The organism is Microcoleus sp. T3_B1, from assembly GCF_036700445.1.
Taxonomy (GTDB): Bacteria; Cyanobacteriota; Cyanobacteriia; order Cyanobacteriales; family Microcoleaceae; genus Microcoleus.
Map to the genome: position 1 here is coordinate 21,146 of NZ_JAUBOX010000043.1, position 13,393 is coordinate 34,538.

A 13,393-nucleotide genomic window follows, 5' to 3' on the forward strand; every position below is an offset into this window, starting at 1 on the left:
AATTTCAAACAATTTATTTTATTGAGGAACGGTGTATCCCGTATGGCAAATCTGATCGGCACAGACAGCAACGACTTTATTCTAGGGACTCCGCTGGGCGATCGAATTCGCGGCTTAGATGGCGATGACACGCCTCTGGGTGCGGGAGGAGATGACACCCTAGAGGGCGACGGCGGCAACGACCAGCTTCTTGGAGGTGACGGAGCAGATTCGCTGATTGGCGGTGAAGGAAATGACGAACTTATTGGCAACCAAGGCCGCGATTCTGCTCTAGGCGGCAACGGCGACGACTCGATTCGCGGCGGTTTGGGCAACGACATCCTCGAAGGCAACGACGGGATAGACAGCGTGTTGGGAGATGCAGGGGACGACTTAGTTAGTGGGAACGCAGGCTTTGATGTGATTGCCGGCGGTACTGGCAACGACACCCTCACAGGGAATGACGGGGACGATTCCGTGTTCGGGAATGCTGATGATGACTTTCTCTACGGGAATTTTGGGAACGATTCTCTCAACGGCGGTAGTGGCAGGGATCAACTGTTGGGCGGTGATGGCAACGATTACTTGAGTGCCAGCGACGGCGACGACACTTTGTACGGCAATGCCGCCAACGATTCGCTTTTGGGAGACGCTGGTAATGACCAGATATTCGGGGGCAAGGCTGACGATACAGTTTTTGGCGGCATCGGTTCCGATACGCTTCGCGGCGATGAAGCCGACGACTCGGTACTGGGAGATGAAGGCAATGACTTCCTGTTTGGCGGCAAAGGTAATGATGGTATCGACGGCGGTTTTGGCGATGACTCCTTGGCTGGAGGTATCGGCGACGATACCATTTTGGGAGGTTTCGGCAATGACAATTTATTTGGGGCAGAAGGTAATGATTCTTTAATCGGAGGCGAGGGTTCGGATACTCTGACTGGCGGCAGCGGCAGCGATGTCTTTGGATTGGGAGCCGGGCCTGGCAGTTTGGGTTTAATTACTGATTACAATGACACAGAGGATTTCTTTGGACTGCCGAGCAATTTATCTTTCGCTCAACTGCAAGTTCGGCAAGGTAACGGTGCAAATGTCAGGGATACAGTAATTACGACGCTCGACGGCAAGCTTTTAGCAATTTTGATCGACACTCCGGCGGCGCTGATCGAGGCGAATGATTTTATCGCTGTGACTGGGACGGCTACTCCCAGACCAACTAGGACTACAGTTACAACCACAGTTACAACCACAACTACAGATATAACTGGGGCTGCAACGGAGGCTGCAACTGATGCTCCGACTCCAACTCCGCCTCCGACTCCAACTCCGCCTCCAACTCCAACTCCGCCTCCAACTCCAACTCCGCCTCCGACTCCAACTCCGCCTCCGACTCCAACTCCGCCTCCAACTCCAACTCCCCCTCCGACTCCAACTCCCCCTCCGACTCCAACTCCGCCTCCGACTCCAACTCCCCCTCCGACTCCAACTCCGCCTCCGACGCCGACTGCTTCGAGGATTCCGATTCCGCCGACAGTTAGCGTGCCTGATTCGCCTCTGCTATCAATTAGTTCGATCCCTCCGACGCCGACTCCCGGACTATTGCCAATGCCGGGGCAGACGCCGATATTCCCGACGGTGGCGAACCCGATACCCTTAGCTCCTACACCTTTGGGGTTCTAGGTGCGATCGCGCAGCTCAGTTATGAGTTTGTGAGTTTTACATAAACTCATAACTCATAACTCAAAACTATTTCACGTCTTGGGGAGTTCCGGCCGAGTCTTGTGGCGACTCGGCTGGAGAATCTTCTACAGGAGATAATTGTTGGCTGTACCCCAAGAGCGATCGAAGTTTCATGCGGTGGATGTAAGGCCAGCCGCCATTGGCTTCAATATTCCTGAGCAGTTTGTAAAGTGCTTGGCGGTTGTCGGGAAAAGACGCTTGAAACAAACCGTCCCGAATTTCCCGGTGCGAAGCTTCCAGCCTCCGCAGCAGGGCCAAAAGCAGCAGACTGTCTCCCTGACAACTTTCGGCTAAAGTCCGAATCGCCTCTGTCAGCGAGTGCATTTGAGACTGCAACTTTTCTGACTCTAAATCTTTGCCGTTGTCCATACCGCTGCTTCCTTTGAAATCTACAAGGCCTTTGTCCCCAGCCTTTTGGTCAATCGACTAATCGAGCTAGTCGCGATCGCCATTCGGGGTCATAAGCAAAGTAACTTAAGTAGGTTGACTTAAGCAATATTAATTTGCAGTCCAAGTCAGGAAAAGAGCACAACCCGTCGTACCATGTGTATTGGGCTGCGATCCGAACCTTTGAGAAATCATAAGTTCATGCTTATTTTCACGGCGCACTAGCTTGATTTTTTGAGTCAATGCCGGTCTCGGTGAAGCGAGCGATCTGGATCTAAATGCTGCCCTAAGCGCTGGCCTAGCCTGCCGGCGGGCAATTATATTTTGCTCGAAGTAGGGCTTTTTCTTAATATAATCCGATGTTGGATATTGAGGTTTGCAATGAAATATCGTGCTTTAATTGTTGCACTTTTAGCATTTTGCATGAGTGCGCTGGTTGCTTGTTCTTCTGCTTCTGACACGACGGTGGCGACTACGGAGTTGCTCACCTACGACGAGATTAGAGGTACTGGCTTGGCTAATAACTGCCCTAGCTTGGCAGAAACTTCTCGGGGATCGATCCCCATCGAAGCGGGCGCCACCTATAAACTTACTGGTTTGTGTTTGCAGCCCACAACTTATTTTGTGAAGGAAGAACCAGCAAACAAACGCCAAGAAGCGGAATTTGTGCCTGGTAAATTGCTGACCCGGTTCACGTCGAGCATTGACCAAGTTCAAGGTACGCTCAAGGTCGGTACAGACGGAACTCTGACTTTCACAGAAGAAGACGGCTTGGATTTTCAAGCTATTACGATTCAGTTACCGGGCGGAGAGCAAGTACCTTTCTTGTTTACCATTAAACAGCTAGTGGCCAGTTCCGATCCCGGAGTGGTTGCTATCAATACTTCCACCGATTTGAGAGGGGAGTTTAACGTTCCTTCTTACCGCAGCGCAGGCTTTTTAGACCCTAAAGCTCGCGGGGTATCGACTGGCTACGACAATGCTGTAGCGCTTCCGGCTAGTGACAATTCCAAACGGGTGCGGGCTAATGTTAAGGTTGCTGACACTCGCACTAAGGCCGGCAAAATTTCTCTCCAAGTTGCTAAAGTCAACAGCGCCACTGGCGAAGTTGGCGGGATTTTTGAGAGCACGCAGCCTTCTGATACTGATTTGGGAGCTAGACCGGCTCTGGACGTGAAAATTCGGGGTTTGTTTTACGCTCGCATTGAGCCTTCTGTATCGTAAAATTGGCTTTCTGGATAGATCGAACTTGAGCAGTTTCTGGTCGTAAAGCTCCTGCTCGCCCTTCATTGGCCAACAGTCTTGAGCAACATAACTTAGGACTGTTGACTAATGACTAAATTTATGATTGAATAGTGGTCATTCGCAAGTTATGAAGTTGGGATTTTTTATTAATTAAAGTATTGTATTCACAAGGTTTTCAGCTTATAATATATTTTTGAAAAAAGCTGGTTAAATTGGGGATTCGATCGAAGGTGTTCTCCCTGGTAAAAGTCTGCCTGATGCCGAAAAACTTCGGAGAATCCCGCTAAATCCGTTCAGGTACCGAAAACTCAACTGGTGTGTCCGCTATCACACCTATTAAGTGCTAGGATTACACTACCTAAAAGTGAATTTTTTTAGACTAGATTAGAAGCTAGATCTAAAGCAACCTCAGTCCTCTGCTCTACCAACCCTTATGTCACCATGTCTACCACAGTGCCGAACGAGCTAAAAAGCGAAAATTTGCAATTGTTGCGCGAGTACCAAGTTTCTGGATCGAATGAAATCCGCAATCAGTTAGTTAAACTGAATATTGGACTGGTCAGAAAAGAAGTTTACCACTGGATCAACCAGTGCGGTGAAAGCTACGACGATTTGCTGCAAGTCGGATGTATTGGGTTGATCAGGGCGATCGAGCGGTTTGATATCGCCAAGGGACACGCTTTTAGTTCCTTTGCAATTCCCTACATACGGGGCGAAATTCAACACTACTTGCGCGACAAAAGCCCTTCTGTGCGATTTCCCCGCCACTGGCAGTCCCTGGAACGCAAATCAGTAGCAGCGATCAAGGATTTGCAGGTGCAGTTAAACCGCAAACCTACGGATGCTGAAGTAGCAGCAGCCCTTGAGGTGTCTTTAGAAGAATGGCAAGAAATTAAGTTGGCCCATCTCAACAGATCGCCTCTGAGTTTGGACGCGCCGATGCAAGATGAAGATGAGGGGGCGACTTGTCTGGGAGAATTGGTGCCCGATAGCAAGTATCGGAGTTTTCAGTTGGCGCAAGAAGATCAAATTCGCGTACAGCAAGCTTTGGCTATGTTGGAACAACGGACTCGCGAGATATTGGAGTTTGTTTTTCTCTACGATTTGACGCAGAAGGAAACGGCTGAACGCTTGGGTATCAGTGCGGTGACTGTTTCTCGGCGAGTTAAGAAGGGGCTGGATTTGCTCAAAGAGATTATGACTAAACAGCTTTAGTTATTAGTCAGTTGTTGGTTGTCAGTTGTGAACAGTTAACAGTCAACCGTTAACAGTTAACAGTGAACCGTTAACAGTCAACAGTCAACAGTCAACAGACTAATTTTTAGATGCTGCGGACAAATTTATCTAGCCTTTCTACGGCTTTTTTAATTGTGCCTAAATCGGTGGCGTAAGACAATCGAATGTGGTCGTCTGCACCAAAAGCAATCCCCGGAATAACTGCTACTTGCTGCTGTTCTAAGAAAGCGTCGCAAAATTCCAGAGAATTCATTCCAGTCTTGCTGATGTTGACAAACATATAGAAAGCACCGTCTGGTTTAATACAGCTAATTCCCGGAATAGCATCGAGTAATTCAAATATTACCTGACGCCTTTCGGCAAAAGCTAGACGCATTGTTTCGACAGACTCTTGGCTGCTTTCCAAAGCTGCGATCGCGCCGTACTGTGCAAAGGTACACACATTTGAGGTACTGTGACCTTGAATGGTGCTGGTGGCTTTGATTAATTCGATCGGCCCGGCCAAATAACCGACTCGCCAGCCTGTCATCGAGTAAGCTTTAGCAAAACCGCTGCTGATCAGGGTGCGATCGAAGATTTCTTTGCCCAGGGAACCAATGCTGACGTGTTGGGCGCCGTCATATATAATTTTTTCGTAAATCTCGTCAGCAACGACTAAAATATCTCGATCGACTATCACCTCGGCCAATGCTTTGATTTCCGCCGGAGTATACACCATTCCCGTCGGGTTAGAAGGCGAATTCAGTACAAATAACTTGGTTTTGGGAGTAATCGCTTTACTCAGTTGTTCCGGTGTAATTTTATATCCTGTAGAAGCATCAGTCCGTACAATTACTGGCTTGCCACTAGCGAGTTTCACCATTTCAGGGTAGCTTAGCCAGTAGGGAGCCGGAATAATTACTTCCTCTCCCGGCTCGATCAGAGCCATCATCAGATTGTAGAGCGAATGCTTGCCGCCGTTGGTGACAATGATATTTTCTGGTTGATAGTTGAGATTGTTGTCGGATTGGAGTTTGCGGGCGATCGCAGCTTTTAACTGCGGTTCCCCAGCCACAGGGCCGTACTTAGTCTTCCCCGCGTCTAAAGCTTGTTTTGCCGCTGCTTTAATGTGTTCGGGCGTATCAAAGTCAGGTTCTCCCGTACTCAAACTACAGACATCAATCCCTTCGGCCTTCATGGCTTTAGCCTTAGCGGCGATCGCCAAGGTTATAGAAGGAGGAACCTCACCCACTCGTGCTGCCAACTTAATCATTGGATTTTAGATATTAGATTTTTGACTTTAGATCATAGGGTGACAAATGTTGATATTCAACCCTATTGTTAGGGAATTATGACATTTGTTTACATAGTACGTAAAGGATTAAGCAATTAAAGAATAAAAATTAAAAAAGCTCTTAGTTTTAATTTTTATTTTTTAATTTTTATTTTTTGACGTTATTATTGTAACATTTTTGATGCCTCGTTACCCTCAACGCCGATCTGCAAGCTTATGGATCTCAAATCTCTGATTCGCGACATTCCTGATTTCCCCAAGCCGGGAATTCTGTTTCGAGACATTACAACTTTGCTGCGCGACCCGCAAGGGCTGAGCTACACCATTGACAGCTTAGCAGAAAAATGCTCTGCAATGTCTGTTGACTATGTGGTGGGCATGGAATCGCGGGGCTTCATCTTTGGCGCGCCGTTGGCTTATAAAATGGGAATAGGCTTTATTCCTGTCCGCAAACCAGGGAAACTGCCAGGTGCGGTTCATTTTGCTGAGTACGAGTTGGAGTATGGTGTCGATCGACTGGAGATGCACCGAGATGCGATGACATCCGGCAGCCGGGTGCTGATTGTGGACGATTTAATCGCCACTGGCGGAACAGCGGCGGCGACGGCTAAATTGTTAGAGCAAGCTGGCTGCGAGCTTGTCGGTTTTGCTTTTATCATTGAATTGCAGGCCTTGGGCGGCAGGCAGAAATTGCCCGATGTGCCGATCGTCACGCTAGTGGAGTATTAGTTAGTTAAGTGTTGGCAGTTGACAGTTGACAGTTGACAGTTGACAGTTGACAGTTGACAGTTGACAGTTGACAGTTGACAGTTGACTGCTGACAGTTGACTGTTGACTGCTGAGTAAAAACTACTGACAAATAATATCCTTGACCTTTGCATCGGAATTATTAATCTCTCTCTTCTCTTTCTCTGCGATCTCTGCGTTCTCTGTGGTTAAATCATTCCGATGCAAGCGGCATTAATATCATTCACAATTCTTCAAATCTAAAATCTAAAATCTAAAATCCTATGACTTCTATTAAATTGAATCGAAATTGGCGAATGTTGAGTTCTCTGTTTAGCAGCGAGACATTTACTTATATTTTCAAGCGACTGTTGCAGGCACTTTTAACCCTATTTTTGGCATCGATGCTTTGTTTTGCAATTATTGAGCTAGCACCGGGAAATTACTTGGATACATTGAGCCAAAATCCGAAGATTTCGCCGGAAACGCTCAAGCAACTCGAACAGCAGTTCGGCTTAGATAAACCAGCGATTGTGCAGTATGGGCGGTGGCTGCAACAAATTGTGACGCGGGGGAATTTTGGCACGAGTTTTGTGTATCAGCGATCCGTAGCTTCGCTGCTGTGGGAACGGGTACCGGCGACGTTATTAATGGCGATCGCATCTTTGATTGTAACTTGGGCGATCGCGATTCCTTTGGGAATTGTCGCGGCCGTCAATCAAAACCGCACAGTCGATCGAGTTCTGCAAGTAGTCAGCTACACCGGACAAGGATTTCCGAGCTTTATCACAGCGTTGCTGCTGCTATTTTTCGCACAGAATACTTCGCCTCTGTTTCCCGTCGGAGGAATGACAAGTATTGACCATGCAGACTTACCTTGGTGGGGTCAAATCCTCGATTACGGCTGGCACTTAATTTTGCCAACTGTCGCCCTCAGCGTTACTGGTTTTGCTGGTTTGCAAAGATTGATGCGCGGACAATTGTTGGACGTGCTGCGTCAAGATTATATCCGCACAGCAAGGGCGAAAGGTTTGCCGGACGATCGAGTAATTTACATTCATGCTTTGCGGAATGCTGTTAATCCGTTGATTACGCTATTGGGTTTTGAGTTTGCTAGTTTGTTGAGCGGTGCGTTTATTGCCGAATTTTTCTTTAATTGGCCTGGTTTGGGAAAGCTGACTTTGGAGGCGGTGAACAATCAAGATTTGTATTTAGTAATGGCAAGTTTGATGATGGGTGCGACCATGTTGATTGTTGGGAATTTGTTGGCGGATTTGCTGCTGAAAGCTGTCGATCCTCGGATTAAACTGGAAGATTTGAAGTGATAGAATCATATTTGACTATAAATTTGATTCTCGTTAAATTCTGTTGTGACACAACCATTTTCCAATAATGTTCCTAGCCCTCGCTTTTTCAATCAGTCCCCCGCGACGCTAAATGATGAAATTCGATCGGCAGATGAGTTAGGTATCAGACCCATTAAAGTGGGAGAAGCAGGATTTGACGATATAATTAATGAAGGTACTGTCAAATGGGCAGTGACAACCAACCTAGAACTCCTTATAATTCCGAAATTTTTAGATGTTATACCAATTTAATGTGAAGTTGCACATATCTCGATCCCCCTTAATAAGGGGAGTAGGGGTTGACTTTGAGAAGAATCTTGTCCCCCCCTTTGTAGGGGCGGTGCCCCCGTGCCCGCCCTCTTGGTTAGGGGGGATCAGATTCTACGGGGCCTCATAAAAAATTGGTATTAACAATGAAATTTACCATACGGTTATAACTCGCGGTCAGCCTGTTTTGGCGGCGGGAGAAGCCGAGATTGTCGGCACCAACGGTTTGTATATTTTGCTAACAATCAGCAATCATAGCGGGCATTTTAGACCCAATTCAGAGAGCTTAGAACTAGGAATTGCAGCCTTTAGGCAGCAAGGAGTTGATACAAATAATGCTGATATCGAATATGTGGAGTAGATAAATTATGACGGGAGCATCTCACCTTTGCAGCCCTCCGCTAGAAATTGGAGTTTTGAGGCAGGAGGCAGGAGGCAGGAGGCAGAAGGAAAGAGGAAGAAGGAAAGAGGAAGAAGGAAAGAGGAAGGAGGAAGGAGCCAGAAGAAGGAAGGAGCCAGAAGAAGTATTTTTACAAATATGAGATGCTCCCATTATGACTCAATCTCCTACGACAATATCCCTCGATCGCATTCTCGAACAAAATGCCGAATCTGTACTGATTTGGGCGAACAACATATTTTCAGGTCAAACCACCGAACCACAAGGGTTTAACTGGCTATTATTAGCCGATGTTGCCTCGGCTAAGGCTCGAAAAGGTGAAAATGGTTCCGGTTTGGGCGATCGCAAATGGGCAGAAGTAGCGATCGCAATTTACGATCGCAAGGCCGGTGATGCCGATCGGAAAAAACCAGGTAGTGGCGAGTCTTTTACGATTTCCTCAATGATGTTGCGGGCTGCGATGATAGAAAAACAGGAAGTAATTTCCGATCGTGCTGTTCTCGATGTTAACTTAATTTTAGAATGGTTTTGGGATAACATCAAAGAGTCGCAGGAAGATGTCGAAAAAAAGGCAGCTAATTGGAAAACGCTACCTATTACAGAAATTCGCGAGTTAAGAAAAATTAAAAATCGATTGAAAGTTATTGCAGCACTTTCTGATACTAATAAATATGTTTTAGATGAAAAACTCAACACTTGGCTTTTACTACGCGATCAACTACCATAAAAGTGCGATAAATATTCCCATGCCCCATTCCCGATGCCCCATTCCCCATCTAGGAGTGTTTTATGTCAGAAAAAAAGCCAAACGAGGCAATGAGTTTTAGTCGCTTTGCCGACTGGTGCAGGCATATTGACAGTCTTTCAGAAGAGGCAAGGCACACAGTTAAAGTGTTGTTAAAAAAGGCTGGCACTGATGACGCACAAGCAGCGGAGCAGATACTTTCAAGCATGACAGAACTGGATCTCCGCAGCAATAAAATTAGCGACATCAGCTCCCTCGCCTCGCTCACCAATCTGACAACACTGAATCTCTACAACAATCAAATTAGCGACATCAGCTTCCTCGGCTCGCTCACCAATCTGACAACACTGAATCTCGAAAGCACTGGAATTAGCGACATCAGCTCTCTTGGCTCGCTCACCAATCTGACAACACTGAATCTCTACCACAATCAAATTAGCGACATCAGCTCTCTCGGCTCGCTCACCAATCTGACAACACTGAATCTCTACCACAATCAAATTAGCGACTTCAGCTTCCTCGGCTCGCTCACCAATCTGACAACACTGAATCTCAGCCTCAATCAAATTAGCGACTTCAGCTTCCTCGGCTCGCTCACCAATCTGACAACACTGCGTCTCTATGGCAATGAAATTACCGACTTCAGCTTCCTCGGCTCGCTCACCAATCTGACAACACTCCATATCTGGGACACTCAAATTAGCGACATCAGCTTCCTGGGCTCGCTCACCAATCTGACAACACTGGATCTCTACGACAATCAAATTAGCGACATCAGCTCCCTCGGCTCGCTCACCAATCTGACAGAACTGGATCTCAGCTACAATCAAATTAGCGACATCAGCGCCTTGCGAGCGCTCACCAATCTGACAGCACTGAATCTCGCAAACAATCATCAAATTACCGACATCAGCGCCTTGCGATCGCTCACTAATCTGATATCACTGAATCTCAGCGAGAATCAAATTACCGACATCAGCGCCTTGAGATCGCTCACCAATCTGACAGCACTGAATCTCAGCGAGAATCAAATTACCGACATCAGCTCCCTCGGCTCGCTCACCAATCTGACAGAACTGGATCTCAGCGAGAATCAAATTACCGACATCAGCGCCTTGCGATCGCTCACCAATCTGACAACACTGAATCTCGAAAACAATCAAATTACCGACATCAGCGCCTTGCGATCGCTCACCAATCTGACAACACTGGAGCTCTGGTACAATCAAATTACCGCTCTGTGCGTGTTAGGCGAACTCGCAGAGAAACGTCTTACTCTCTCGACTAAGCCAATTGATGCTCAAAAAGCTACAGAAGCGATCAAAGTTGCCTATGCCGCTATTGGGCTAGAACAACCCTCCGTTATTATTTGCAGTAGTCCCCGCGACGCTTATCTCCAACTCTTCAACTTGCCGAAACGCGACCATTCACCAAACTGCTCAGACGAATGGGACAGCAATAGATTGGGGAAAAAGCTAGAGTGGGAATGGATTTCCCCATCGATTATTGTGAGAGAATTTACAAGTCCGGGCCTGTGGGAGTCTGAGCTCGCTCACATGACGATCGAGTCCGAAGCAGACAGCACAATGAGGTGGCTGATGTACGAATTGGTTGGCAGCTATGCGCGATCGGAAAAAACGAAGGGGAATGTTTTTCCCGATTATTTGTTCGGCCTCCAATCCCCTGAAACCCCCACGACTTTGGTTAAAAAAATCTATTTGACTGAATGGTATATCTCTTCATTAGGCGTCAATCTTTCCCAAAAGGCACAAAAAATACTTCGCTGCCAAAAGCAGCTTTTCGAGCATTGCGGTTTGATATTTCCCTTTGAAAAGATTTGCGCGGTGTGCGATCGCCCCCGCCACCTCCGCTTTGACAGTCAAAACCGCTTGCACGCAGAAGGGGAACCCGCGATCGAGTTTGCGGATGGATGGAATTTTTACTATTATCACGGTGTCAAATTGCCTGAAGAATACGGCCAAGTCCACCCAAATCAATGGCAATCAGAATGGCTTTTAGCTGAAGATAATGCCGAAGTTCGGCGAGTGTTAATTGAAGGAATTGGTTACGATCGCCTAATTCAAGAGTTGCAAGCAAAACAAATAGATAGTTGGCAGGAATATGCACTATTACAAATAGATAATGCCGATGTCGAGCCGATTTGTTTGTTAAAAATGACTTGTCCGAGTACGGGATTCATTCACGCTTTGAGAGTGCCGCCTAACCTGACATCAGCTAGGGAGGCAATTCGCTGGGCAAATTGGGATATCGATCCAGAGGAATTTTCCGTGCAGACTTGATATAGCAGAAGGAAGAAGGAAGGCACTACACGGATTAACACGGATACACGGATACACGGGAGCATCTCACCTTTGCAGCCCAGCTATAAATTGGAGTTTTGAGGCAGGAGGCAGGAGGCAGGAGGCAGAAGGAAAGAGGAAGAAGGAAGGAGCCAGAAGAAGTATTTTTACAAATATGAGATGCTCCCCGGATACACGGATTAAAGGGTGCGCGTATCAGATGTCATACCGAATCAGCGATCGGGAAGAAGGAAGACTTAATACTAGCAAGAATTTCAGCGATCGAGAATGTCCTTGTTTTCATTTCAGAAACGAGATGACAATTCCTGGAAGAACGAGCTAGGCTAGCTGTAGGCATCTATTTCGATCGGGATTTACGCACGGGTGGCCAGAAACCGGGTTTTTTGTGAGAAGACGCGTTATAGCCCGTAAAAATGACAAAAACCCGGTTTCTTTGGTGTTGATGCGTAATATCCTGTGCGGTAGATTAGTCGAGGGGGCAGGTTTATGAAATTGTCGGTTTTCGGCAATTATTGTCGGTGAACCTGCCCCTACAAGACATGGCGTTTGTAAGAACGGATCGGATCTATCTGAGATATTGCAGCGTTCTCCATTAGCTGTAGGGGCGGGTTCGCCAGTAGGCTTAAACGTTTGCAGACAGGTTAAATAAACCCGCCCTCCCCCACGAATAATCCCCTCAAATCAATCGGACTCGATATAACTCCTATTATTCCCAGGAATGCACCGATAAAATTTCATTCACCCTCCAAACATGGCAAAACAACTAGCAATAGAAACTCGCGGGCTGACGAAACAATTCGATCGCCATATAGCCGTCAATGACATCGATTTGCAAGTAGCAGCAGGCGAAGTATGCGGACTGATCGGCCCCAACGGTGCCGGCAAAACTACTTTGCTGCGAATGCTGGCGGCGGCTGAGGAACCGACTATAGGGGAAATTTACATCAACGGGGATAGGTTATTGCGCGATCGATCGCACCCCATACTCAAACAGCGCATCGGCTTTCTTCCCGACGACTTTCCCCTCTACGACGACTTGACTGTTTGGGATTATTTAGATTATTTTGCGCGACTCTACAACCTCCAGCAACCGCGCCGCCGATCGCGAATCAACTCCGTGTTAGAACTCGTGCAACTAACCAACAAGCGCAACAGCTTAATTTCCACCCTGTCGCGGGGGATGAAACAGCGCCTGAGTTTGGGGAGAACTATTATCCACGAACCGCTATTGTTGTTGTTAGACGAACCCGTTTCTGGCTTAGATCCGATCGCCCGAATGCAGTTCCGCGAAATTATCAAAGTTTTGCAAGAAGCCGGCATGACCGTAGTCATCTCATCTCACGTCCTCAGCGACTTAGCCGAACTTTGTACCTGGGTCGGCATCATGGAACTGGGATATTTGGTCGAAAGCGCACCTTTACAAGAACTTTACAAACGCCTCAGCCGCCAGCAAATTTTTATGTCGGTTTTAGGAAATAAATTAGAAGCCCTAACATCGGAGTTAAAAAACTTTCCTTGGGTGGAAAATTGGGCAATAATCCCGGAAACTCAACAGGTGTGCGTTGATTTTTCAGGAAGCCCGGAAGATGCCGCAAATTTATTACGCGAACTCGTCGCGGCGAAGATTCCGCTAACAGAATTCCACTGCACTCAAGAAGACTTAGAAACCATCTTCCTCAAGATGGGACACCAGCAAGCATCCTAATTTGCTCATTCCCACAATCACAT

The 13,393-nt window shown here is 47.1% G+C and carries 13 protein-coding genes and 2 pseudogenes; 13 read left to right on the forward strand and 2 right to left on the reverse strand.

All coding sequences use genetic code 11. The annotated features are described in order from the left end of the window. The first annotated feature begins 42 nt into the window (after positions 1–42). Positions 43–1,659 (forward strand): calcium-binding protein, encoded by a 1,617-nt coding sequence (locus QT990_RS21580; protein ID WP_333142507.1) that lies wholly within the window; start codon positions 43–45, stop codon positions 1,657–1,659. Between the two features lie 66 nt (positions 1,660–1,725). Here QT990_RS21580 and QT990_RS21585 read toward each other — a convergent pair whose 3' ends face one another. Next, entirely contained in the window at positions 1,726–2,088 is a 363-nt protein-coding gene (locus QT990_RS21585; RefSeq protein ID WP_333142508.1) for a hypothetical protein, read from the reverse strand. A gap of 399 nt (positions 2,089–2,487) precedes the next feature. Between QT990_RS21585 and QT990_RS21590 the strand changes: the two genes are divergently transcribed. Beyond that, positions 2,488–3,330 carry a photosystem II manganese-stabilizing polypeptide gene (locus QT990_RS21590; RefSeq protein WP_333142509.1) on the forward strand — a complete coding sequence of 281 codons (843 nt, stop codon included), beginning with the start codon at positions 2,488–2,490 and terminating at the stop codon, positions 3,328–3,330. 462 nt (positions 3,331–3,792) lie between these two features. After that, complete coding sequence (locus QT990_RS21595) at positions 3,793–4,566, forward strand: RNA polymerase sigma factor SigF (protein WP_333142510.1); 774 nt, start codon at positions 3,793–3,795, stop codon at positions 4,564–4,566. A 106-nt stretch (positions 4,567–4,672) separates the two neighbouring features. On the opposite strand, the gene QT990_RS21600 is transcribed toward QT990_RS21595, so the two are convergent. After that, entirely contained in the window at positions 4,673–5,839 is a 1,167-nt protein-coding gene (locus QT990_RS21600) for a pyridoxal phosphate-dependent aminotransferase (RefSeq protein WP_333142511.1), read from the reverse strand. Positions 5,840–6,076: 237 nt separating this feature from the next. Here QT990_RS21600 and QT990_RS21605 point away from each other — a divergent pair, with 237 nt between their 5' ends. The 10 genes and pseudogenes from QT990_RS21605 to QT990_RS21645 all read left to right on the forward strand — a co-directional run bounded on the left by QT990_RS21605 (position 6,077) and on the right by QT990_RS21645 (position 13,370). After that, positions 6,077–6,589, forward strand: a complete 513-nt coding sequence (locus QT990_RS21605; protein WP_333040475.1) for an adenine phosphoribosyltransferase — start codon at positions 6,077–6,079, stop codon at positions 6,587–6,589. 281 nt (positions 6,590–6,870) lie between these two features. Further along, positions 6,871–7,911, forward strand: coding sequence for an ABC transporter permease (locus tag QT990_RS21610; protein ID WP_333142512.1), 1,041 nt, complete (start codon positions 6,871–6,873; stop codon positions 7,909–7,911). A 45-nt stretch (positions 7,912–7,956) separates the two neighbouring features. Further along, entirely contained in the window at positions 7,957–8,184 is a 228-nt protein-coding gene (locus QT990_RS21615; protein WP_333142513.1) for a hypothetical protein, read from the forward strand. Positions 8,185–8,386: 202 nt separating this feature from the next. Next, positions 8,387–8,560 (forward strand): hypothetical protein, encoded by a 174-nt coding sequence (locus tag QT990_RS21620; RefSeq protein WP_333142514.1) that lies wholly within the window; start codon positions 8,387–8,389, stop codon positions 8,558–8,560. 7 nt (positions 8,561–8,567) lie between these two features. Further along, positions 8,568–8,741, forward strand: a complete 174-nt coding sequence (locus QT990_RS21625) for a hypothetical protein (protein WP_333142515.1) — start codon at positions 8,568–8,570, stop codon at positions 8,739–8,741. Between the two features lie 12 nt (positions 8,742–8,753). Continuing rightward, a complete protein-coding gene (locus QT990_RS21630; protein WP_333142516.1) occupies positions 8,754–9,326 on the forward strand; it encodes a hypothetical protein in 573 nt (190 codons plus the stop codon). A gap of 224 nt (positions 9,327–9,550) precedes the next feature. Beyond that, positions 9,551–10,573 (forward strand): annotated as a pseudogene (locus tag QT990_RS35840) (leucine-rich repeat domain-containing protein); the annotation flags it as partial. Positions 10,574–11,113: 540 nt separating this feature from the next. Beyond that, positions 11,114–11,644: pseudogene (locus QT990_RS35845) on the forward strand (DUF6745 domain-containing protein); the annotation flags it as partial. Positions 11,645–11,864: 220 nt separating this feature from the next. Next, on the forward strand, positions 11,865–11,987 hold the full coding sequence (locus QT990_RS21640; protein WP_333142518.1) for a hypothetical protein: 123 nt from the start codon (positions 11,865–11,867) through the stop codon (positions 11,985–11,987). Between the two features lie 429 nt (positions 11,988–12,416). Then, the gene (locus tag QT990_RS21645) at positions 12,417–13,370 is read left to right on the forward strand and encodes an ABC transporter ATP-binding protein (protein ID WP_333142519.1); all 954 of its coding nucleotides are present in this window, start codon (positions 12,417–12,419) and stop codon (positions 13,368–13,370) included. Positions 13,371–13,393 lie beyond the last annotated feature (23 nt).